The organism is Amycolatopsis sp. EV170708-02-1, assembly GCF_022479115.1.
In the GTDB taxonomy this organism is placed as follows: Bacteria; Actinomycetota; Actinomycetes; order Mycobacteriales; family Pseudonocardiaceae; genus Amycolatopsis.
This window is the reverse complement of record NZ_CP092497.1, coordinates 2,758,844-2,781,482: the sequence shown is the minus strand read 5'-3', so window position 1 is coordinate 2,781,482 and position 22,639 is coordinate 2,758,844. Positions and strand designations below refer to the sequence as shown.

Annotated in this window: 21 protein-coding genes; 9 read left to right on the top strand and 12 right to left on the bottom strand. The window is 68.8% G+C overall.

Annotated features, from left to right (window positions below):
* Positions 1-151: 151 nt before the first annotated feature.
* Positions 152-907 carry a GntR family transcriptional regulator gene (locus tag MJQ72_RS12765; protein ID WP_005160527.1) on the bottom strand — a complete coding sequence of 252 codons (756 nt, stop codon included), beginning with the start codon at positions 905-907 and terminating at the stop codon, positions 152-154.
* 140 nt (positions 908-1,047) lie between these two features.
* Between MJQ72_RS12765 and MJQ72_RS12760 the strand changes: the two genes are divergently transcribed.
* Both MJQ72_RS12760 and MJQ72_RS12755 read left to right on the top strand, forming a co-directional pair.
* The gene (locus tag MJQ72_RS12760; RefSeq protein WP_240599396.1) at positions 1,048-2,091 is read left to right on the top strand and encodes an SIS domain-containing protein; all 1,044 of its coding nucleotides are present in this window, start codon (positions 1,048-1,050) and stop codon (positions 2,089-2,091) included.
* Entirely contained in the window at positions 2,088-3,035 is a 948-nt protein-coding gene (locus tag MJQ72_RS12755) for an N-acetylglucosamine kinase (RefSeq protein ID WP_240599395.1), read from the top strand. The genes MJQ72_RS12760 and MJQ72_RS12755 overlap by 4 nt, the downstream gene beginning before the upstream one ends.
* Before the next feature lie 108 nt (positions 3,036-3,143).
* Here MJQ72_RS12755 and MJQ72_RS12750 read toward each other — a convergent pair whose 3' ends face one another.
* Positions 3,144-3,827, bottom strand: a complete 684-nt coding sequence (locus MJQ72_RS12750) for a DUF3159 domain-containing protein (protein WP_240599394.1) — start codon at positions 3,825-3,827, stop codon at positions 3,144-3,146.
* 273 nt (positions 3,828-4,100) lie between these two features.
* Between MJQ72_RS12750 and MJQ72_RS12745 the strand changes: the two genes are divergently transcribed.
* The 6 genes from MJQ72_RS12745 (at position 4,101) to MJQ72_RS12720 (ending at position 8,608) form a co-directional block, all read left to right on the top strand.
* A complete protein-coding gene (locus MJQ72_RS12745; RefSeq protein WP_240599393.1) occupies positions 4,101-4,940 on the top strand; it encodes an SGNH/GDSL hydrolase family protein in 840 nt (279 codons plus the stop codon).
* Between the two features lie 245 nt (positions 4,941-5,185).
* Positions 5,186-5,905 carry a cell envelope biogenesis protein OmpA gene (locus MJQ72_RS12740; RefSeq protein ID WP_240599392.1) on the top strand — a complete coding sequence of 240 codons (720 nt, stop codon included), beginning with the start codon at positions 5,186-5,188 and terminating at the stop codon, positions 5,903-5,905.
* A 7-nt stretch (positions 5,906-5,912) separates the two neighbouring features.
* Positions 5,913-6,347, top strand: coding sequence for a hypothetical protein (locus MJQ72_RS12735; RefSeq protein WP_240599391.1), 435 nt, complete (start codon positions 5,913-5,915; stop codon positions 6,345-6,347).
* Positions 6,348-6,438: 91 nt separating this feature from the next.
* Complete coding sequence (locus MJQ72_RS12730) at positions 6,439-6,915, top strand: DUF6932 family protein (RefSeq protein WP_016337641.1); 477 nt, start codon at positions 6,439-6,441, stop codon at positions 6,913-6,915.
* Complete coding sequence (locus MJQ72_RS12725; protein ID WP_037335497.1) at positions 6,912-7,796, top strand: hypothetical protein; 885 nt, start codon at positions 6,912-6,914, stop codon at positions 7,794-7,796. Before MJQ72_RS12730 ends, MJQ72_RS12725 begins: the two co-directional genes overlap by 4 nt.
* Positions 7,797-7,957: 161 nt before the next feature.
* A complete protein-coding gene (locus MJQ72_RS12720) occupies positions 7,958-8,608 on the top strand; it encodes a DUF4190 domain-containing protein (protein WP_240599390.1) in 651 nt (216 codons plus the stop codon).
* Positions 8,609-8,888: 280 nt separating this feature from the next.
* Here MJQ72_RS12720 and MJQ72_RS12715 read toward each other — a convergent pair whose 3' ends face one another.
* From MJQ72_RS12715 to MJQ72_RS12675, 9 genes are all read right to left on the bottom strand, one after another.
* Positions 8,889-11,678, bottom strand: coding sequence for a BTAD domain-containing putative transcriptional regulator (locus MJQ72_RS12715; RefSeq protein ID WP_240599389.1), 2,790 nt, complete (start codon positions 11,676-11,678; stop codon positions 8,889-8,891).
* 626 nt (positions 11,679-12,304) lie between these two features.
* Positions 12,305-13,204: an ectoine hydroxylase gene (gene thpD / locus MJQ72_RS12710; RefSeq protein WP_063273067.1), complete on the bottom strand. Its 900-nt coding sequence runs from the start codon at positions 13,202-13,204 to the stop codon at positions 12,305-12,307.
* A 24-nt stretch (positions 13,205-13,228) separates the two neighbouring features.
* A complete protein-coding gene (locus tag MJQ72_RS12705) occupies positions 13,229-13,618 on the bottom strand; it encodes an ectoine synthase (protein ID WP_007033454.1) in 390 nt (129 codons plus the stop codon).
* A 44-nt stretch (positions 13,619-13,662) separates the two neighbouring features.
* Positions 13,663-14,913: a diaminobutyrate--2-oxoglutarate transaminase gene (gene ectB, locus MJQ72_RS12700; RefSeq protein ID WP_240599388.1), complete on the bottom strand. Its 1,251-nt coding sequence runs from the start codon at positions 14,911-14,913 to the stop codon at positions 13,663-13,665.
* A gap of 38 nt (positions 14,914-14,951) precedes the next feature.
* A complete protein-coding gene (ectA, locus tag MJQ72_RS12695) occupies positions 14,952-15,443 on the bottom strand; it encodes a diaminobutyrate acetyltransferase (protein WP_240599387.1) in 492 nt (163 codons plus the stop codon).
* A 211-nt stretch (positions 15,444-15,654) separates the two neighbouring features.
* On the bottom strand, positions 15,655-18,627 hold the full coding sequence (locus MJQ72_RS12690) for a patatin-like protein (protein ID WP_240599386.1): 2,973 nt from the start codon (positions 18,625-18,627) through the stop codon (positions 15,655-15,657).
* Positions 18,628-18,890: 263 nt separating this feature from the next.
* A complete protein-coding gene (locus MJQ72_RS12685) occupies positions 18,891-19,013 on the bottom strand; it encodes a zinc-binding dehydrogenase (RefSeq protein WP_240599385.1) in 123 nt (40 codons plus the stop codon).
* A 214-nt stretch (positions 19,014-19,227) separates the two neighbouring features.
* On the bottom strand, positions 19,228-20,472 hold the full coding sequence (locus tag MJQ72_RS12680; protein ID WP_240599384.1) for a DUF445 domain-containing protein: 1,245 nt from the start codon (positions 20,470-20,472) through the stop codon (positions 19,228-19,230).
* 7 nt (positions 20,473-20,479) lie between these two features.
* The gene (locus MJQ72_RS12675; RefSeq protein WP_240599383.1) at positions 20,480-21,262 is read right to left on the bottom strand and encodes an Abi-alpha family protein; all 783 of its coding nucleotides are present in this window, start codon (positions 21,260-21,262) and stop codon (positions 20,480-20,482) included.
* Between the two features lie 80 nt (positions 21,263-21,342).
* Between MJQ72_RS12675 and MJQ72_RS12670 the strand changes: the two genes are divergently transcribed.
* Complete coding sequence (locus tag MJQ72_RS12670; protein ID WP_240599382.1) at positions 21,343-22,212, top strand: maleylpyruvate isomerase family mycothiol-dependent enzyme; 870 nt, start codon at positions 21,343-21,345, stop codon at positions 22,210-22,212.
* Here MJQ72_RS12670 and MJQ72_RS12665 read toward each other — a convergent pair.
* The gene (locus MJQ72_RS12665; RefSeq protein WP_240599381.1) at positions 22,175-22,573 is read right to left on the bottom strand and encodes a pyridoxamine 5'-phosphate oxidase family protein; all 399 of its coding nucleotides are present in this window, start codon (positions 22,571-22,573) and stop codon (positions 22,175-22,177) included. The two genes, MJQ72_RS12670 and MJQ72_RS12665, sit on opposite strands and share 38 nt — an antisense overlap.
* Between the last annotated feature and the right edge of the window lie 66 nt (positions 22,574-22,639).

Sequence of the window (22,639 nt, the reverse complement as noted above, 5' to 3'; positions counted from 1 at the left end):
CGACCGAATCAACGGAACCGGGGGACCTGACTCTCCGACGCGCGCCAGCGCGAAGGAGAGTCCGCACAGCGCGCGCCCTCTTTTGGCCGAAGGCCACGGAAACGTTTTGTAGGGCGCCCGCGCCCTGCGAAACGTTTCCGTCAGCGCGCGCTCAAGGAAGCAGCGTGGTGACGAACTTGTAACGGTCGCCCCGGTAGATCGCGCGCGCGAACTCGACCGGTTTTCCGTCGGTGGCGAAGGAATGCCTCGAAAGGAGCAACATCGGCATTCCGACGTCGGCGCCGAGCATCTCCGCCTCGTGCGGTCCGGCGAGGGCGGTCTCGATGGTTTCCTCGGCCCTTTCGAGCTCGACGCCGTAGTGCTCCCTCAACACGGCGTACAGGGAGCCACCTGCGGAAACGTGTTTGCGCAAACCGCGGAACCGGCCGAGCGGGAGATGCGTGGTCTCGAGGGCCATCGGCTGCGAATCGGCGAGCCGGAGGCGGCGAAGGCGAAGAATCTTCGCACCCACCCGGATTCCGAGCAGTTTCGCCAGATCGGCTTCGACGGGCAGTTCGTCGATCTCCAGGAGCTTGGAAGAAGGCTTGAGTCCCTGCTTGCGCATGTCCTCGGTGTAGGACGACAGCTGGAGACGCTGCGCGAGTTTCGGCTCGGCGGCGAAGGTGCCCTTGCCCTGCACGCGGTGGAGCCTGCCCTCGGCGGTGAGGTCGGCGAGGGCCTGCCGGACCGTGGTGCGCGAAACGGTGAATTCCCCCGCTAGTGCCCGTTCCGTCGGAATCGGCGAGCCCGGGGGCAACGCGTCGAGCAGATCGAGCAGATGCTGTTTCAGCGCCCAGTACTTGGGTTCGCGCTGTCCGCGCATCCCTGCCGTAGCGCCCGCCTCACTCGCGGTGGTTGTCTCCAACATGACCGACTCCCTAAGCCTTCCCACTCGAACGCGCACCGTCCCCGCTAGGAAACGTACCCTTCTCCACAAACGTCCATTCGGGCTAGCATTGGTCTAGACCTACTCGGGGGACGAAGTACGTCCCGGTGGAAGGGAACGAGATGACCGAACAGCGCCCCGGCGAGCACATGGCCGCGGAGATCTCCCAGCAACCCGCCATTCTGGCAGGAATCGTGGAGCGACAGGCCGAAATCGCCGAGGTGGCCGAAGCCATCTCCAAGCGCCCGCCCAGGTTCGCACTCCTCGCCGCCCGGGGCTCCAGCGACCACGCCGCCCTGTATGCGAAGTACCTGATCGAAGTACTCCTCGGTCTCCCCTGCGGTCTCGTCTCACCCTCCACCGCGACTCTGTACGGCGCCCGTCCCGATCTGCGGGACGTTCTCTTCATCACAGTAAGCCAAAGCGGTGGTTCTCCGGATCTCATCGAGGTCACCGAAACCGCGCGTCGCCAGGGAGCGCTGACCGTCTCGGTCACCAACACCCCGGAATCCCCGCTGCGCGCCGCCGCCGAACTCGGCGTCGACATCGGCGCGGGGCTGGAAAAGGCCGTGGCCGCCACCAAGACCTACTCGGCCACCTTGCTTTCGCTTTACCTTCTGATCGACGCGGTCCGCGGCGGCAAGGGCGAGGACGCGGAGAAGCTGGGCGAGCTCGCACAGCAGACCCTCGACGGCTCCGTCGAGAGCGTGCAGCGCGCGGTGGACCGCTACCGCTTCGTCGACCGGGTGCTCACCACCGGCCGCGGCTACTCCTACGCCTCGGCGCTGGAAGGTTCCTTGAAGCTGGCGGAAACCAGCTACCTCGCCGCCCGCGCGTACAGCGGCGCGGACCTGTTGCACGGCCCGGTCGCCGCGGTCGACGGTGAGACCGCCGTGCTGGCCGTGACGAGCCAGGGCCACGGAGTGGGCGCGATGCAGGAGGTCCTCGAAGCCGTCGGCAAACGCGGCGCGGACGTGCTCGCGGTCGGCTCGGCTTCGGCCGACGTCCCCGCGGCGTTGCGGATCGGCGTCGCGCCGTCCGCCGAAGAGGTCGCCCCGATCCTGGAGATCCTGCCGATCCAGCGGATCGCGCTCGGTCTTTCGCTGGCGCGCGGCGGTGACCCGGACAGCCCGCGTGGGCTGCTCAAGGTGACCAAGACCCGGTGAATCACGTCATCGGTGTGGACGCCGGAGGCACGTCGACGCGAGCGATCGCCGTCGACGCCTCCGGCGCCGTCCTCGGCACCGGGCGCGCGGGCGGCGCGAATCCCAATTCCCATCCACCGGCGGAAGCCGCCGCGCGCATCGCGAGCGCGATCAACGGCGCGCTCGGCGGGCTCGACCCGGCCGAGACGGCGGCGTGCGTCGTCGGCATGGCGGGCGTCAGCAAGCTGAGTGATCCGTCGATCGCGGAGATCTTCGAAGCCGCTTGGAAGGACGCGGGGATCGGTCCGGTGCGGACGGTCCCCGACCCGGAGGTCGCCTACGCGTCGGCGACCTCCTCGCCGGACGGTTCGGTCCTCGTGGCGGGCACCGGCTCGATCGCCGGCCGGATCCGCGGCAGGCGGATGGTCTCCACGGCCGGCGGCTACGGCTGGTTGCTCGGTGACGAAGGTTCGGCGTACTGGCTCGGCCGGGAAGCCGTTCGATCCACTTTGGATGTTCTGGGCCGCGGCGGCGAACCCGGTCCGCTCGCGCGCGCCGTGCTCACCGAAGCGCTCGGACCGTCCGCAGTGGACCCAGCGGCCGGGGCCTCGCTGTGGCGCGCGCTCATCACGAGCGCCAATTCCGAAGCGCCGATCCGGCTCGCCAGATTCGCCCCGTTCGTCAGCGAGGCCTACCGCGAAGGCGACCCGGCGGCGGACGAGATCACCAGTCGCGCGGCGACCCTGTTGGTGACGAACGTCATGACCACGCGGGATCCCGGGGAGACGACGCCGATCGTCCTGGTGGGCGGCGTGCTGTCGCCGGAGGGCCCGGTGGGGGCGAAGGTCCGCGCCGAACTCGACGGCATCGAGGTCCTGACCAGCACCGACGGCGTCCTCGGAGCCGCTTGGCTGGCCGCCGTCGACGCCTATGGGGAAGGGGCACCGCGGCCGGTGCTCCGGTGAAAAAACACCCGGGACGAGCCCGAAAAGACCAAACCATCGACTCCGGGGCCGAACTCCGGGTACCGTAGGACCCGGCCCCCGGACCCTCCCCCCTCGCCGGGGGCCGCCTTATGTCCTGGGCAGCCCACCGGGCTCGGAATCCGAGGGATCTTCGTTTTCCTCCACCACCCGCAGACCGGGATGTTCCGGCGGCAGCGTGCGGTAGAGCACCCAGCCGCTCACCGCGACCGTCACCGCGACCAGCGGCCAGGAAAGCACCGTCCGCGCGATGCCGAGCGCGACCACCTGCCCGCTCCACCACAGCGAGCCGTACACCGCGACCCGCAAGGTGTACTGCAGGAAGACCCACACCCAGCTCGCCCGCGAATACGCGCGAAGCAGCGCGGGATCACGGCGCCAGCGGGTCTTCTGCCCGATGACGAGCCCGACCACGACGCCGAGCAGCGGCCACCGGACCACGATGCTGGCCGCCCACAGCAGCGCGCTGGCCACATTGGACAGCAGCTGGATGAGGAAGAAGTCTTCGGCGCGGCCGGTGTGCAACGCGATCAGCGCGGCGGCGATCACCGCGGCGAGGCTCACCACGACCGCGCGGGCCTTGTCGCCCCGCGCGACCCGGTAGCCGCCGAGCAGCACCGCCACCCCGATGGCCGCCCCGGAGCCCCAGGCGATCGACTGACCGGCGAGCAGCCAGCCCAGGACGAAGGCCGCGGGCGGAATGCTCGCGTCGATGGCGCCACGCCGCCCGCCGAGGATCTGGGCGAGCGACTCGCGCGGGGGTCGTGAGGTCACCCTTACAGCCTGCCGGATCTCTGAGCCCGAACACCCGGGCGGGGAGATGTTCGCCACATACCGTGTCCGGTTTACGCCCACTTGAGGGGAATCTCCGCAGCACAGGAGTGTACATCCCGGTAATGGAGATGCATGGACGTCCGACAAAATAAGAGACTGTGTCAACGGGCTGAACCACGGGTTTCGGCCAGGTGGGATTGCAGGGGCGCTCTCAGCTGTTAGTTGTGGTGTACAAGTACCAACCGGGGGCACACGGACGGAAGGGGACCCAACGTGTATGGATTCGACAGCTATGTGGCGATCGGTGACAGCTTCACCGAAGGACTGAACGACGACCTGCCCGACGGCACCTTCAGGGGCTGGGCGGACAGGCTGGCGGAGATCCTCGCCGAAGGCAGGCCGGACTTCCAATACGCGAACCTCGCCCTCCGCGGGAAGATGCTCGACGAGATCCTCGAAGAGCAGCTGCCCATCGCCCTCGAAGTGAAGCCCGACCTGGTCACCCTGTGCGCGGGCGGCAACGACATCATCGTGCCCGGCGCGGACGTGGACGCCGTCGCCGCGCGGCTGGAGGCGGGGGTCGCCAAGCTGCGCGAGGCCGGGATCCCGGTGCTCATCTTCAACGGGCCGGACACCAAGTACCTGTCCGTGATGCACGTCCTCCGGGGGAAGGTCGGCATCTACAACGCGCATCTGTGGGCGATCGCCGACCGGCACGGCGCCAAGATGGTCGACATGTGGGCGATGGCCCCGCTGCACGACCGCCGCGCCTGGAGCGACGACCGGCTGCACTTCACCCCCGAGGCCCACCGGCGGATCGCGCTGCGCGCGGCCGAGGTCCTCGGCGTCCCGGTCGCCGACGACTGGCGTGAGCCGTGGCCGGCGTCCGAGCAGCCGAGTACCTGGATCACGTCGCGCCGCTCGGACCTCGAATGGACGAAGGCGCATCTGCTGCCGTGGATCCGGCGTCAGCTCAAGGGCGAGTCCATGGGCGACGGCCTGTCCCCGAAGCGCCCCGAACTCGCGCCGCTGCTCCCGCTGGAACAGATCGAGCCGGCGGGCGTCACCCTGCCGGCCAAGGATCTGCGGGAGATCCACCACCACGCGAGCTGAACCCCCACAAGTCCGTGAAGGCCTCCTTGAGGGACCCAGAGTCCCTCAAGGAGGCCTTCACGGACTTCAGGGGCGCCGATCGATGTCACCCAGAAGGGTCATGTGCCGACCACGGCGAGGCAGGCGGCCGACCACGGGCCACACCGACGTCGCAGGCCAGACCGGGTACGCGGCACTTCGCGGGGAGCGCCGGAGGTGGTGAAAGCCGGTTCGCCAACCGGACTGACGCGGCTTACAGTCCCTTTATGCCCGGTACACGCTGGAGCCGCTTGCTGCCTACAGCGCTGCTGGTCACGCTCGCCTTGACGGCGATCACCGTCTGGTCGGCCTCGGACGACATCGAGGCCGAGCTGGCGGCACGCGCCAAGGACGCGCTCGCCGACGTCGGCGTCTCCGGCGGCCAGGTGAGCTTCTCCGGCCGCGACGCCAACCTCACCGGTTTCCCGCCGGACAAGGCCGCGCAGGCGATCGACGCCATCCAGCGGATCGACGGCGTCCGGACGGTCGAGATCTCCGGTGACACCGCGCCGCCCGCGGGCCCGGTGACGACCAGCGGTGAGCCGTCGGGCCCGCCCGCTCCGCCGAGCCCCTCGCCCAGCCCGGCGCCGACCTCGGCCAAACCGGTGGACAAGGCCGGGTTCCAGGCGGAGATCGACCGCCTGCTGGCGGCCACGCCGATCACCTTCGAACCGGACACCACCGAACTCACCGCGGACGGCGAACGCGGCGCGCTGGAGATCGCGAAGCTGCTCACCGACGCGCCCCGCGAACTGCGGTTCCGGATCACCGGGTCGGTCGCGACCGGTTCGGACCGGAAGCTCGCGCTGAACCGGGCGCTCACGGTGGAACGGCTGCTGGAGCGCAGCGGGGTCAAACGCGACCAGGCGTACTCCACCCAGCGCAGGAACTCCGACGGCGCGAGCGGCGAGGGCCGCCGCGTCGACATCACGGCGGAACAGAGGTGATGGCCTGATGCTCTGGCTTTTCGGGCAGATCTGGCTCTGGCTGCTCATCTCGTTCGCCCTCGGCTGCGGTGTCACCTGGCTGCTGATGCGCGGCGAACGACGCGAGCGGCCTGCCACGGAACCGGCGGCACCCGAGCCGGTGCGCGCCACCGGGGTCCCGGTCGAGCGCGAACCGGATCCCGAACCCGTGCCCGAGCTGCTCTCCACCGAACGGACGCAGTTCCTCCCGCCCGCGCGGATCCAGGACGACGACGAGCCGTACGACCAGGAGGCGGAAGGCCATCGCGAGGGTCAGCTGATCCCGGAACCGGTGCGGGCCTACCACCCGGAGCAGCCGGAACCCGCCGCCCGCAACGGCGAAGGCACGCACGAACCCGAACCGGTCTGGCCGAGCGACGAGGACTGGCCGCCCGCCGGGCACCGGCCGGGGCAGGGCGGCTGACACTCGCCTGGTAAATTCGGCTACGCACTGTGAGCGGGACGCCGGGTACGTTTCTTCGATCGGGAGCTCCGGCACACGAAGGAGGCTCCGATTGGCGCTCCCCTATTGGACGCCGCACAACCTGCTGCCTCCTGGCCGCCATCCCGCCGATCTGGCCGACGTCTACGAACGGCTGGTCTTCGACGCGCCGCACCAGAACGACCGTGAAATCCTGTTCAGCGCGCTGAACAGTTACCTGGGGGTCGCCCGGCGGATCATGCCGACCGGCCGCGCGTGGATCGGCGGCGATCTGACCGCCAGGACCCCGCATCCGCCGCGCGGGCTCGACGTGGTGCTGATCCCGGACGAATGGGGCGCGCTCAAACGGCTCGACGACGCGGGCCGCTCGGCGCTGTACGGGCTGCTGACGTTGCGCGGGGTCATCGTCGGCCAGCCCGCGATGTATCTCGACCAGGTCCAGCCCGTCGGCGGCATGCTCGACGGTTTCCTCTGCCGCCCCGGCGACGAGGAGATCTGGGAAGAAGTGTGGGCATCGGGTGGCAGGGGAATTCCGGAAGTGATCTGGTGAGGAACGAATTCCGGCGTATCGCCGACGAGATCCCCGGCGGCACCTGGCTCGACGACCTCGCCCGCGCGTCGGCGATGGCCGCGTACGCGAAGTTCGAGCGGACGTCGCGCTCGCCGCTGCTTCGCGTGTCCGTGATCGGCGAGTCGCATCTGGACGCGTACACCTTCTCCGATATCAGCCGAGCGTTGCAGGACGCGACGGCGAAGATCGGGCACATCATCCGCAATCCGTCGGGCGAGGTGACCTTCGTCCAGCCCGCGGACCGGGAGAAGGCCCCGCTGATCCAGCGCGGCCAGGCGGGCAACGCGATCTTCTTCGGTTTCCCCGAACCGGCGCTCGACGACGCGCTCATCCACGACGGGATCGAGTCGCTGTCCGAACGCGCGGTCAAGGAACTGTGCGATTTCCTGCCGGCCAACGGCTCGGACGACGGCGCACTGGACGCGGTGCTGCTGCAGCGCGACACCGTCCGCAACGCGGTCAGCGACATCGTCAACGCGGTCAGCAAACACGCCGGGATCGGGATGGCGCTGACGCCGACGTCCGGCGACGAGCTGACCCGCAGCATGACCACCGAGCAGGCGAGGATCCTGTCCGGGAGCCTGCGCGAGTCGCGCGAGGCCGTCGGCTACGAGACGGTCAGCGGCAGGCTGGACGGTGTCCGCACCCGGCGCCGGATCTTCTATCTCGAACGCGAATCGGGCGGCACGATCCAGGGCGCGGTGGCGCCGGATCTGCTCGACGAGATCAAGGAGAACCTGGACCGGCCGGTGACCGCGCGGTTGCGCGTCGTGCGCACCACGACCATCGACGGCCGGCGCGGCCGCCCGGTGCACGAACTGCTGGAGATCACCCCGGAAGTCAGCCTGTTCGATCAGTGATCGGGTTTCCGACATTCGGCGGTGCCACAATTCTCGTCAGAAAATGTCGATAACCGCTTGATCATCGTGGAATGATGACTTTTTCCGGCAGGTAACAATTTCGGCCATTGCCCCGAACGATGGGTTAACGTCTTCGGACGGAAGCCTCCGAAAGGGCATGTATGCCGACCGATCCACCTCTCCCGCACCCGCCTGCCACCCGCTACGGCCCAGGGTTCGCCGCGCACGGAACACGGCACCGCAAACCCAAGAACGGCCTGGTCATCGCAGGTTTCCTGGTTGGACTGGCGGCGCTCGGGGTCGCCTTCGTCCCGGTCGCCGGGATCGCCGCCTGGCCGCTCGCCGTGATCGGAATGATTCTTTCCGTGATCGGTTTGACCAAAATCAAGAAGGGCGAAGCGGACAAGAAGGGAATGGGGATCGCGGGGCTCGCGCTTTCGATCGCCGGCCTGCTGGCCGCGGGCGGGTTACTGGTCTACACCAGTTTCTTCGCTACCGGCGAGTCGGGGTTGCACATCCCGGCCGTCGCCGGGGACAAGAACACCGTGGAGTTCGTCGTCAGCGCCTCGGGCGGCGCGACCATCCGGTTCGGCTCGCTCAACGACCAGCGGACCGAGACGACCCCGGCCAGCACCGACGAATGGCGCGGTACGGCGTCCTTCAACTCGGGCGACTACCTGCTCACCGTCACCGCGGACACCCGGAACTCGTCGGTCAGCAACCAGATCGCCTGCACGATCCTGGTCAACGGCCAGAAGGTGGCGGAGAACAAGGGGCAGACGATCGCCCTGTGCACCGCCGGCACCGGCTGACCCCGCGCGTTTCGTCCTCTGAATGCGGTAGTTGCACACGCAAGTACCGCATTCAGAGGACGAAACGCGGCGGTGGCCGCCTGGCGGCCGGCCGGTATCGCCCCCACCTCCACCGGCCGGACCGCCACGAGCCGCTCCTGGCGGCTCTTCGGACAGGCCCGGAAAAGGCCCGCCCGAGCGCCGATTCCTACCGCATGCCCCTCCCCTAGGGCTCGATCGGCGCTGAATCGGACCCTACGCGGGTGAGCGGCGAGGCCACTAAGAATCCGCTAAGGATCACTCACGGACTTTCGCCGAGGTCCGTGAGTTCCGCACGGACCAATCCCGCGAGCTTCGGATTGGCGTCCGCGAGGATCTTCAGCGCGAGCGCGAATTGCTCACGGGCACCGTCCACATCCGAGCCTGCCCGCAGCACCCTGCCCAAGGTCAGCCGCAGGACGCCTTCCTGGAGGACGAACCGCCTGCTGATCGTCAGGTCCACCGCCTCCCAGACGTACCGTTCGGCCGCGGCGAGTTCGCCGATCCGCATGCTCAATTCGGCCAGATTGTTCAGCGAAACGACGACGTAGCTGTCGTCGCCGAGGGTCCGGTCGATCTCCAGCGACGCGATCTGGTGCCCGATCGCCTCGATGAACCGACCGGCCCGCTTTTCGGCCTCGGCGCAGTTGTTGAGCGCCTGTCCGCGCAATTCGAGGTCGCCGGTCCGGTCGGTCTCCTCGACCGCCTGCCGCAACGTCCCGATGGCCTCGTCGTACCGCCCCAGGAGGGTCAGCGCGGAGCCGAGGTGGATGTTCGCCGAGACCATCAGCCGGTTGTCGCCGATCGCGCTCGCGAGTTCCAGCGCGCGTTCGGCGTCGGCGAGGCAGCCCTGCGGCAGCTCGAAGGTGAGCGCGATGGCGCAGCGGGAGATCAGCATCCAGCACCGGCCGAGGACGTCGCCGGATCGTTCGGCGGCCTCCAGCCCGATGCCGACCAATCGCGTCCACTCGTCCAGCAGCGGGTACACCGCGCGATAGGTGTGCGCGACCCTGGCCAGCCGCCAGACGTCGTCGTGCCGTCCGGCCGCGCGGGCGGCTTCGAGGACTTCGATCAGGTTCTCCCATTCCGCGGTGAACCAGGCCTGTGCCTCGTCGAAGGAACCGATCGGCGGCGTCTGCGCATCGCTGAGCACGTCGGTGAAATCGAGCGGGTCGACGATGCGGAGCATCTTGCGCCGGGCCCGGTCGGCGACGGCCTGATAGAACCGCACCGACCGCGTCAGGACGTCTTCCCGGTCGGCCTCGTCGAGCTCGTTCTCCGCCAGTTCGCGAAGGAACAGCCGGACCAGATCGTGCGGGACGAAGGAATCGCGGCCGGTTTCGGCGAGCAGGTTGTGCGCGGCGAGCACCCGCAGATGCCGCCGTGCCTCGGCGACGGTGATCCCGCCGATCGCGGCGGTCAGATGCGAACCGGCCGAAACGCATTGGACGACGCCGAGCCGCAGGAAAGTGTTCGCGACCTCGGCGGGCAGGCCGCGGAACGAGACGTCGAACGCCGCGCGGACCCCGTCGTCCGGCCCTTCGACGTCGAGCGCGGCCAGCCTGGTCCGCTCGTTGCCGAGCTCGTCGACCAGATCCTGCGCGGACCACTGCGCGCTCGCGGCGAGCCGGGCTCCCGCGATCCGCAGCGCCAGCGGGAGATAACCGCACAGCCGGGCGAGCGCGTGGTTGAGGTCGTAGCCGGCGGGCCCGGCGAGCTCCTCGATCAGCCGGACGGCGTCGCCGGGCGCGAGCGTGCCGAGCACCCGCAGTTTAGCGGCGTTGGACACGGCGATCCCGTCGAGCCGGGAGCGGCTGGTCACCAGCGCCATCGACCGCGAACCGGGCGGCAGCAACGGCCGGACCTGCTCGGCGGAGCGGGCGTTGTCGAGGATCACCAGCATCCGGCGGCCGGCGATCATCGACCGGTAGAGGGCGACACGTTCGTGGACCTGTTCCGGGACGCCCTCGGCCGGGACGCCGAGCCCGAGCAGGAACTGGGTGAGCAGCTCCGCGGGCTCCAGGGGCGGATGATGCGGGTCGAAACCGCGCAGCGCGGCGAAAAGGATGCCGTCGGGGAAGCGGCGGGCCGCCCGATGCGCCCACCACACCACCAGGCTGCTCTTGCCGATCCCGGCGGTGCCGGTGACCACGCCGACCGCGGTCTCGCCGGCTTCGGCCCGCTCGGCGAGCTCGTCGAGCCAGGCCAGATCCGCCTCGCGTCCGGCGAGGTTCGGCACGGCGGGCGGCAGCTGCTGGACGGGCGCCGCCTCGGGCTTCGGTTCCGCGACGACCTTAACCGGCAGATCGTCGTTGAGGACGCGTTCGTGCAGCCAGCGCAGATCCGCGCCGGGTTCGACGCCGAGGGTGCGCAGGGTCGCCCGGGACACCGTGCGATAGAGCTCGAGCGCGTCGCCGCGGCGCCCGGCGTGATACAGCGCGCGCATCAGCTGACCGGCCGTGCGCTCGGCGAGCGGGGTGGCCCGGACCAGCGGGCTGAGCTCGACGATCAGTTCCGCGTGCCTGCCGAGTTCGAGATCCGCGTCGACCCTGGCGCCGTGGACGGCGAGCCGAAGATCCTCCAGCTCGGGGGCGCGGACAGAACCCGGCACGCCGGCCAGCGCGGGCCCCTGCCACAACGCGAGGGCCTCCGCCAGCAGCTCGGACGCCTTGTCCGGCTCCTCCGTCGAAGCCCGTTCCAGGAGCGAGCGGGCGCGGTGGACGTCGATCCGGTCGGGCTCGACGGTGAGCTGGTAGCCGGGAGGCGCGGTGAGGATCCGGGCGCCGCGCGGATGGTCGCCCTGGATTTCCCGGAGCACGCGCCGCAGATGCGAAACGTTGCCGTGGACGATCGTGCGAGCGGTGGCAGGCGGATCGTGACCCCAGAGCGCGTCGATGATCTCGTCGAGCGCGACGACCTTGTTGACCTTCAGCGCCAGCAGCGCGAGCAGGCCGCGGACGCCGGGACCGCCGACGGGGACCGGCCGATCGCCGTCGAGGAGACGCACGGGACCGAGGAGTTGGAAGCGGGCAGGGGAACCGCTTTCGCCCATGACGAACCCCCCTCCCTCCGATCTCTCCCCTTACCGGAGTAGCCAACCTACCGCGCGGAGAGCCCGCCAACCAGGACAGTCGAGGTCGTGAAGGCCACCTTTGGGACGTTGAACGTCTCAAAGGTGGCCTTCAGGACAGCGCCAGGGGCTCGCCTGAAGTACATGAAGGCCCCCTTCCTTGCGTCTGGCGCAAGGAAGGGGCCTTCATGTACTTGGCAAGGTGTGAAGGGGGCCTTCACGCGCAGCCACTGTGGCCGCCGGCGCCAGTGACGCACGCGTGGGCGGATCACGAGAGTCCGTCAAGGCCTCCTTGAGGGACTCTGGGTCCCTCAAGGAGGCCTTCACGGACCACCCCACGAGACGAAAAAAGGCTCCGTGCCATCAGTCCCGATCTGATGGCACGGAGCCGGGGGATGTCCGACTTGGGCCGCCTGGGGGCGCGACCCACATCGGACATCGGCGTCCACGTCCGTCCGGGTGGGCTCACCCCGAGCGAAGAACCCGTTCGGTCGTCGACAACACCTACGTGAGCGAGCCCACTGGCCCGCTCACGTGGCGACAACGTAACAGGGCGCACACCGACGGCTACAAGCGCCCCGTCATGGCCTTCGCGACCTGCGGTTTCGTCAGCGCGTCAGCGGGGTCGAGTCGCGGCCGGCGATGAAGGCCGGGCGCGGTTCGATCGCGGCGTACGGCTCCTGGAGCGCGTTCTCGACGCTGTTGAACACGACGAAGATGTTCGACCTCGGGTACGGCGTGATGTTGTTCGAGGAACCGTGCATCACGTTCGAGTCGAACCAGAGCGCGGAACCGGCCTGTCCGGTGAACTGGTCGATTCCGTATTCGGCGGCGAGCGCGGTGATGTCCTCCTCGCTCGGGACGCCGACCCGCTGCTCTTTCAGCGAACTCTTGTAGTTGTCTTCCGGGGTCTCCCCGGCGCACTGCACGAAGGTCCGCTGCGAGCCCGGCATCACCATCAGCCCGCCGTTGAACGGGTAGTTGTCGGTGAGCGCGATGGAGCAGCTGACCGCGCGCGGCACGGGCATGCCGTCCTCGGCGTGCCAGGTCTCGAAGTCCGAGTGCCAGTAGAAGCCGGTGCCCTTGAAGCCGGGCATGTAGTTCACGCGGCTCTGGTGGATGTACACCTCGGAGCCGAGGATCTGCCGGGCGCGGTCGAGCACGCGCGGGTCGCGGACGAGTTCCGCGATCAGCTCGCTGGTCTCGTGGACGTCGAAGATGGAGCGGACCTCACCGGTCTTGGCCTCGGTGATGACGCGCTCGTCGCCACTGTGGTCCCCGGAGGACATCCGGACGAGTTCCTGCCAGTACGTCTGGACTTCGCCAGGCGACAACAACTGGTCGACGACGGTGTAACCACGCGTTTCGTGGTTGGCGAGCGTGGCCGCGTCCAAGGGGCCGTCGGCCTCGGTGCCCCAGACGGTGGGGTGCGTCCTGGGCAGGTGTTCGGGCTTACCCGTGATGCGGGTCGGGTAACTGTCGTCGACTCGGGTGTCGGTCAGCGTCAATGCAGTCGCCTCCTCGAGCGATTTCTAGGGTTCGGTGACGAGCGGGTACACGCCGTTTTCGTCGTGGACCTCGCGGCCGGTGATGGGCGGGTTGAACACGCAGACGCACTTGATCTCGGTCTTGGGCCGGACCTGGTGCTTGTCGTGGTCGTTGAGCAGGTACAACGTGCCCGGCTTCAGCTGGAAGACCTCGCCGGTCGCGGTGTTTTCGAGCTCCCCTTCACCGGAGGTGATGAACACCGCTTCGATGTGGTTCGCGTACCAGAAGTCGTTGACCGTCCCGGCGTACAACGTGGTCTCGTGCACCGAGAAGCCGACGCCCTCCTTGGCCAGCACGATGCGCTTGCTGCGCCAGTTCGGGGTCTTGATGTCGGCGTCGGTGTCGGTGACCTCGTCGAGTGTTCTGACAAGCAACGGGAAACTCCTTCTCGTTCCTGGTTGAGGGCGGTCAGGTCGGGTCAGTCGAGGACGGCGGCGACGGCCTCGTCGATGATCGCGAGGCCCTTCGTCAGCTCGTCGTCCGTCAGGGTGAGCGGCGGGAGGACCTTCATGACCTCGCCGTCGGGGCCGGAGGTCTCCATCAGCAGCCCGCGCTCGAACGCGGCGGCGCAGACCTTGCCCGCGAGGTCGCCGTTGGCGAACTCGATGCCCCGGGCGAGGCCGCGGCCCTTCGCGAACAGGTTCGCGTCCGGGTACGCCTCGACGATGCCCTGGAAGGCGGCGGCGATGCGCTCGCCCTTGGCCTTGGTCGACTTCTCCAGCTCGTCGTCGCTCCAGTAGACGCGGATCGCCTCGGTCGCGGTGACGAACGCCGGGCTGATGCCGCGGAAGGTGCCGTTGTGCTCACCCGGCTCCCAGACGTCGAGGTCCGGGCGGATCAGCGTCAGCGCCATCGGGATGCCGTAGCCGCCGATGGACTTCGAGAGGCAGACGATGTCGGGTTTGATGCCCGCGTCCTCGAAGCTGAAGAACGGGCCGGTGCGGCCGCAGCCCATCTGGACGTCGTCGAGGATCAGCAGGATGCCGTGCTTCTTGCACAGGTCGTCCAGCGCCTTGAGCCACTCGACGCGCGCGGCGTTGATGCCGCCCTCGCCCTGCACGCCTTCGACGATCACGGCGGCGGGCTCGTTCAGGCCACTGCCGGAGTCTTCGAGCAGCTTCTCGAAGTAGAGGAAGTCCGGGATGGAGCCGTCGAAGTAGTTGTCGTACGGCATCGGGGTGGCGTGCACCAGCGGGACACCCGCGCCGCCGCGCTTCATCGAGTTACCGGTCACCGACAGGGCGCCCAGCGTCATCCCGTGGAAGGCGTTGGTGAAGTTGATGACCGACTCCTTGCCGGTCACCTTGCGGGCGAGCTTCAGCGCGGCCTCGACGGCGTTCGCGCCACCGGGACCGGGGAAGACGACCTTGTAGTCGAGCTCGCGCGGCTGGAGGATCTTCTCCTGGAACGTCTGGAGGAAGTCCCGCTTCGCCACGGTGAACATGTCGAGCGCGTGCGTCACGCCGTCACGGGCGATGTAGTCGATCAGGGCACGCTTCAGCGCCGGGTTGTTGTGCCCGTAGTTCAGCGCGCCGGCGCCCGCGAAGAAGTCGAGATAGGCCTTGCCGTCTTCGTCGTACAGGTAGCTCCCCTGCGCCCGGTCGAACACCACGGGCCAGCCACGGCTGTAACTGCGTACCTCGGATTCGAGTTCCTCGAAAATGCTCATCACGTTTTCTTTCTCCCTGAGATCCCCGGTTTTACGTTCTATTGACTGCTGAGCGGACCGATTCGGTACAGGTCCTCCTGCTCATGCGTTCCTTCCTCTGCCGGGAAATCCGCCGCGGAGAACAGATCCTGGCGTTCCACGGTGGTGTCCCACCGCTTGGCGAACGAGGCGAACAACCGGATCGAAGCCTCGTTGTCCGGCGTGATCGTGGTTTCGAGGTACCGCACGCCCTGGGCGGTCAGACGGCTGAACAGCTCGTCGAGCAGGGCTCCGGCCAGGCCTTTTCCTCGCTGGGACGCGTCGACCGCGACCTGCCAGACGAAGCCGGTGTCCTGCTTGCGGTATCCGATCACGAAGCCGACCGGGACGCCGTCGACTTTCGCGACGACCGAGGTGTCGGCGAAATCGTGGCACCACAGCAAATAGGCGTAAGGCGTGTTGAGATCGAGCTTCTTCGAATCGCGGGCGATTCTCCAGAGCGCGGCACCGTCTGCCTTGGTCGGAGTTTCGATCAAGCGCTTTCCGGACATGTCCAAGAAACGTACCGGAGGATTCGGGCGCGGTCAGATCAGCGCGGCGGCGGCAACGCGGCTACCTGCAACAACCTCGAAACACACGTGATAAAGGTAACTGTAACGTTTGAAGCGCAGCGCGTGTGGGTAAGGCCGCCTCGGTGCGGTCTCACTGCACGTGACGATACCAACCGTTACCACTTCGTCGCACGGTCAGGACGCGATTCCGCTATTCACGGCGCCGTTTGCGACCCGCGAATACGCCGATCGGCGTCCAGATGGCGGGCAGCACCAGCAGCAGGCAGACGACCAGCCACCACACCGGCGCCTCGCCGCGCCGCCACCCCGCGACGACGCCGCCGAGCCAGCCGAACAGCGGGTCGCGCACCGGCGGCAGGAAGGCGGCGAAGAGCAGGGCCGCCACCACCAGCACGCCGAGCACCGTGAGCACCATCCGCCACGTCTTGCGCAACGTCATCAGGCTGACCACCAGGAACACGACGGCGCCCGCGGCGACCGGCACGCCGACCCACTGCAGGACCGGGCCGCCCTGTCCACCGAGGACGAAGCCCGCGAGCACGGTGACGAGCGCGGCGAGCACGTTCCACGGTGACGGCAGGGTGGCCGCGCCCCGCGTGATCCACCACGCGCTGCGCCCGGCGGCCTTGGCGAAGGTCGCGGCGGGCTGGACCGATTTCGGCACCCGCGTCGCCCCCGCGGCCGCGTTGATCCCGGCCGCGCCCGCCTTGACCAGTGTCTTCGTCAGAAGCATGGTGCCGCGTTCGTGTTCGAACCGTTCGCCGGAGACCTGGCAGGCCTGGAACGCGCGCTGGGTCTGCTCGTCGGTTTCGGGCTCGTTCTCGATGATCCGCCGGAACCGTTCCGACGGTTTCCCGTTGCCCTTGGCTGTTTTCGCGTCGTGTCCGCAATGGAGGCCGACGCACGGCAGCTCCTCGCGCGCGATCTCCAGCTGCCGCACCCTGGCGAGCACCATCGCCGTCACCGGCATGCTGATCGGCAGCGCCGCTTCGGTTTCCACGTCGGCGAGTTCGCCGTCGAGACCGAGGAAAGCCAGCTCCCCGGCCAATTGCGCGCGCAGGGCGTCCGCTTCCTCTTGCGACAGCCCGTCTTCCGTGCCCGGCTGTCGCCAGCCGATCGCCTTGAAGGTGTCCCGCACCCGCGTCCGGAACGCCTCCCGGCCGACGACGTCACGCAGCAGCCGCAGGCGTTTCGGGTCGAGCAGGCACTGCACCAGCCAGCCCGCGCCGTCGACCCTGCCCCACATCCAGTCGTTCGCGCGCCACGACGCCTTGTAGAACGCGCCGAAGTAGTCGGCCTGCATCCCGGTGAGCTTGTCCCAGGACCGGCGGCGCTTCATGTCCATCAGCGTCCGCGAATCCGCGCTCACCTGGACGAGATCGACCCGCTGGTCGACCGACGGCGGCTGCGCGAGCAGTCCCCGGGTCGCGATGTGGAGGCGCACGAGCCGCGAGGTGACGATGGGATCTCCCGCGCTGTCGTCGTCCGACGTGAGACCTGTCCAAGCCAGCAGCGTGCTGACCGTGTCGGCGGCTTCAGTGTCGGGTTTCGCCCGTGCCAGCGGCAAAAGGATCGGCGTCGCCTGCCGGAGCGCGGCGACGACGAGCGGCCACGCCTCCTTCAGCGTGTCCGAGCGGCCGAGCGCGGCCCATTCCTTGGCGAGGCCTTCGATCCAGGCGGCGAGCGTGACGTCGGCGGGCGGCGGTCCCTGTTCGGCGACCCAGCCGGCGAGCCGGTTCCCGCGCGCGGCCTTGTGGCGCGCTTCGTGCAGCAGCACCCGGCACCGGTTGAGCTGCACCGCCTGCTCCGGCGTCGGATCGAGCCGGAAGCCCGCGTTCACCAGCTGGAGGCCGGTGGCGACGGAGTCGTCGAGCGCGGTGGTGCGGAAGGCGACGAGGTCGGTGAGTTCACAGGTGTCCTTCGGCGGCTCGGCGGGCAGACCGTCACGCAGCCCGGCCGCCGCGGCCGCGCGCAGCTGCGCCGCCGTGCCGGACGCCCACTGACGGCCTTGATCCTCCACATCGGACAGTGACAGCCTTCGGGTCGCCTCGCGGACCAGCGCGGTGGCGTCCTCCTGCACCCGGCGGTCGCGGTAGTCGTTCATCAGCCGCTGGTCGATCAGCGTGTCCGGGCCGCCGCGAACCCCCATCGCGGCGAGGGAGACGCGGGTCCCCCTGGTGCGGACGACGGCGTCGTTGTGCCTGGTCAGGTCCTCCAGTTCGGCGCTGATCGTCTGGCTCAGCACGGTGCCGACGACCTTGCTCATCGCGCTGCCCAGCAGCGGCGGGCGTTCCGGATCGACCGCGACCCGCTCGGCCTCGCGTTCCGCCGTCGGCACGACGTAGAGCAGCAGCCGCCGGACGTCCGAATGCGACTGCCGTTCGAAGATCTCCCGCAGCGCCGGCCGCAGCGGTTTGTTGAGCAGGACACCGCCGTCGGTGAGCCAATGCGACCGCGTGACATCGGTGTACTTCGTCATGTCCGGATGCAGCGGGCCGGTCTTCTCACCGATCGGCATCCGGGAGAGCTCGAACGCGCCGGGGAACGACGCGGTGGACCGCGCCGCGAGCGCGAGCGGGCCCACCACGTCGTCCGTCCACAAAGGAGCGTCGAAGCGGAACAGCAGGCGGTGTTCGGTGTCGCGCACCAGGTTTCCGAGCGCGTCGTCGAAACGGGTCGTCTCGCCGTCGATCATCGTGCCGGTGAGCAGCACGGTGATGTCGGGACAGTCGGGTTTCACCGTCGCCTTGTCGGTGATCCGGTGCAACGCGTCCTTGAGATCGCCGAGCAGCACCTTGTCGCCGTCGAGCAGCGAACGCGGCTCCTTCTCGCCGGGGTCGCGGATCAGGTTGTCGAGCGATCCCGTGCTGATCCACGTGTCGCGCAGCACCTGCGGGCTCGACCGGAACGCCTCGGCCAGCCCGAGGCACGCCGCGTTGATGCCGCCCGCGCTCGTGCCGGTGAGCACGTCGAGCGAGACGGTGGCGTTGAGCAGGTCGAGCAGGGCCCGGTACGGGCTCTTCGATTCCGGCGCTCTCGACGCCTGCAACAGATGCGAGGTCTCGGTGGCGACCCCGCCCATCCAGACCGCGAGACTCGCCCCGCCCACCATGGTCATCGCCAGCCGGATCTCCTGCGGCCACGGGCTCCCCGCGTCGGCCATGTGCGCCCTCCCCAAGGCTTTGTGCAGGGGGCACTCTAGACCGGACGGGGCAGCCGGTGTACCGCCGATGGTGCGCCCGTAGGGGCAACCGCGCGTTCCGAAGGGACGACACGCGTGATCGGATGGACGACACGCGTGTCCAGGCGGACGACTCGGCCGCGTGCCCGTGTCGGCCGGCCAGTCACGTGTGTCGTCCGTCTGATCACACGTGTCGTCCACGCGGCCACGCGAAACCCCCGGTTCGGCCCGCCGCGAGCGGCGTCTCAGTCCACGGTGAGCACGATCTTCCCGAACTGCCGGTTCGATTCCAGATGCCGGTGCGCCTCGACGACGTCGTCGAGGCGGAAGGCGCGGTCGACCCTGGGCTGGAACGACCCGGCACGCACACCGGCGCGTCGAGTACGCGATCACGGCGCACGCCGCCGAACTCGACGCGCCGCTGCCCGCGCTTTCGGCGTGGGCGGCCAAACACCGGTCGATCGTGGGCCAGGCGCGTCGCGCCTATGACGCCACGAAGGCCTCGTAAACCCTCGCGTTCAGTCCTCTGGACGCGGTCCTTGCGCGTGCAACTACCGCATCCAGAGAACGAAATGCGGGGCGTCAGGCGGCGAAGTGCTCCAAGAGGAGTACCTGGGCCTCGCCGACGGCGAAGCCCAGGACCGCGCCGGTCGCGATCAGGATCCATTCGTCCTGCTGGAAGGCGGGCCGCAGCAGGCCTTCGAATTCGCGCGGCGACAGCTCCTTCATCTTCGTCACCAGCACGTTCCGGATGTCCATCGCGTCGGTCGCGTAGTCCTCGATGTACCGCATGGTCTCCGGCAGCTTGTCCATGATCTTCTCGGCGATGTTCAGCTTCATGTCCTGATACCGCCTGCTGCCGACGGCGAACACCACCAGCGGTTTCCCGACGCCGACGCGGCGCCCGAGCTGTTCGTCGAGCTGCCGCTGGATCAGCCCGAGCACCCGGTCCGACAGCGGGCCGCGCAGCACCGCCTCGATCACGTTGTGCGGGGTGATGATCTCCTTCGCGATCAGCGCGCCGTACGCCTCCGCGACCTCGCCGCGGCGTTTCAGGAACAGACCCTGCCACCGCACACCGAAATACCGGCGTTCCTCGATCGGGTAGAAGATCATCCGCAGCGCCAGCCAGTCGGTGAACCAGCCGGTGAAGAGCCCGAACAGCGGCATGATCAGCGGGAACTTGAACAGCACCCACGCGACCATCTGGATGACGCCGATCAGCCCGCCGAAGAAGATGCCGGAGCGGGCGATGAACTTGAACTCCTTGTCACCCGCTTCCTGGAAGATCCGGTTCAGCAGCCGTTTGTCCTTGACCAGTGCGGTGACCACCATGCCCTTGAGGTCGAACACACTGTCCACATCGGACTTGATGAGTTCCAGCACGGCCGCGACCATCCGCGGCGTCTCGGCCTGGACACGCTGGATCACCAGCCGCTGCATCCCCACCGGCAGCGATTCCCACAGGCCCGGCTGGTAGTGGGCGGCGACGTCGCGCACGATGTCCTCGACCGCGGCCTGGAGCGGTTTTTCGATCTCCTTGGCGATTCTCTGCGGATCCAGCCGGGCGACGACCTCCGCCGGTTTGATCAGCTGCTCGGTCATCGTGTCGCAGGCGATGCTCGCCATCCGGGCGGCGCGTTTGGGCACGATGCCCTGCCAGCCGAGGAACGGTTTGATGCCGACGAACTCGACCGGCTGGAACATCATCCGGATCGCGACGAGTTTGGTGGTGTAGCCGATCAGTGCGGCGACGATCGGGATGGAGACGTAGAGCGGCCAGTGCTCGCCGAAATCGGCGAGGATCCCGTCGAGGAACGCACCCATGCCGAAGTCAGCCGGCGCTCGGGTCGCAGGCCTGCCAGAACTGGGCGCCGAGGCGGGAAATATGGACCGTGCGTTTGACGAACTTGGCCCGCTTGACCGACTTCTCCGCCTCGCGGACGGTCTCGTCGGTCAGCAGGATCTCGTACTGCGTCTCCAGCGCGGGCACCTCTTCGTCCAGCTCGACCAGGCCGAGCCCGATCAGCCTGGTGAGGTAGCCGGGCACCTGGTCGGGCAATGAGACCCCGGCGGCCTTGCCGACGGTGGAGGCGTTGCGCAGCACGAACCGTCCGGCGGCGCCGAGGCTCGTCCGCTCGGCGACGTCGACGGCGGGGAACGGCGAGCCGTCGGAGAGCGCGGAAAGGATGCGGGCCTCGTCCGGCGTGAGCTGCCGCAGGATGATCGCGTAGAGGTATTCGCGGGCCCGCTCGCGGCCGAAGCCGATGGAGTGGTTGAGCAGTTCGGCCATGGCCGCGCGGAGCGGTTCGAGCTGGGCACGGGTGTGCACGAGCGTGATGGTGGCCTCGACCGGCTTGGCGCCGTTGGTGTCGGGCCGGTTCATCGCGGACGCGGCGGTGAGCGCGGCGTGGTACGGGTCGTCGACCTCGTCGAGACGGCGGCGCAGCTCCGAAAGCAGCTGCCGCTCGCCCTGTTTGACGATCTGTTCGGCGATCTCGACGCCGGGGAGTTTGCGGGTGAACTCGAAACCCGTGCGCGCGGCCCAGCCCGCCAGCTGCCCCGCGCGTTTGGCGAAAGCGGCCAGGTCTTCACCGGCGGGTCGATCGTTGCTCACGGGCACTCCCCTCACGTTCGCGCTGATGCTACCTGCGAGTAGGCCGAATGGCCGAAAATGTGATGGACCTGAGTGTTTGGATGGTCACCATGAGCTTCACGCGCTGGGGTCCGCCGATCGACGTCCTCCCGCTGTTCGCGCGGGAGGAGCAAGCCCTGCTCGACGTGCTGACCGGATTGGACGCGGACCGGTGGGCCGCGCCGACGGTGTGCACGGGCTGGACGGTGCACGATCTCGCGGCCCACATCCTCGGCGACAAACTCGGCAGGCTGTCCCGCGATCGCGACGGCTACCGGGCGACGGCGCCCCGCGATGGCGAGCGGTTCGAGGACTTCATCGACCGGATCAACGACGAATGGGTGGTCGCGTGTCGGCGGCTGTCCCCCGAAGTGCTGTTCGCGATGCTGGTGGACAGCACGTCGCAGATCGCCGAGATGTTCGGCCGCGCCGACCTCGACGCCGTCGGCGATCCGGTGAGCTGGGCCGGGGACGAGCCCGCGCCGGTCTGGCTCGACGTCGCCCGCGAGTACACCGAGTTCTGGGTGCATCAGCAGCAGATCCGTGCGGCCGTCGGCGCGCCGCCGCTGGACGATCCGGACTTCCGCGGGCCGGTGGTCGACACCTTCATGCGGGCCCTGCCGCACACCCTGCGTGACATCGACGCCCGCGCCGGCAGGCAGGTCGTCTACACCGTCACCGGCCAGGGCGGCGGGAAGTGGACGGCGCGGCGGACCGCGGACGGCTGGGAACTCGACCGTGCCGCACCGACGTCACGAGCGCCGCTGGCCTCGGTGACGACGGACGCGGACACCTTCTGGCGGCTGTGCACCCGGAACCCGGCGGACCGTGCCCGGGTCACCGCCGAGGGCGACGAAAACGTTTGCGCCGCCCTGCTCGGGATGACGTCGATCATCACATCGAGTAACGGCTCACCTTCTCCGGCCGGATGACGAGCCGCACGAGGTCGAGGGTCTGAATTCCGGCGAGCTCGCCGGCGTGGGCGGGGTCTTCGAGGTCCCAGTAGCGCTCGCCGAGCCGGGCGGCCAGCTCGTGCGCCCCGTCGGGCTCCACCGTGACCCCGCCCGAGACCGAGACCCAGCGCTCACGCTCGCCCACCGGCGCGGCCACGATGATCGACGCGCGGGGATCGTCGCCCAGCCGCCGCACCTTGGGCGACTCGCGCGGCGTGAACAGCTGGACGGTGCCGTCGTCGGTGGCCTCGAACCACACCGGACGGACCGGGCCGCCGGCCACGGTCAGGAATCCGTGCAGGGGGCGGCGGAGGAATTCGAGGTCGTCGGGAGTCAGCATGAGCTCGATTCAACCCGGCGGACTTGGACGTGCCCATAGGTGAAAGGCCGGATCACCTGTGTATTC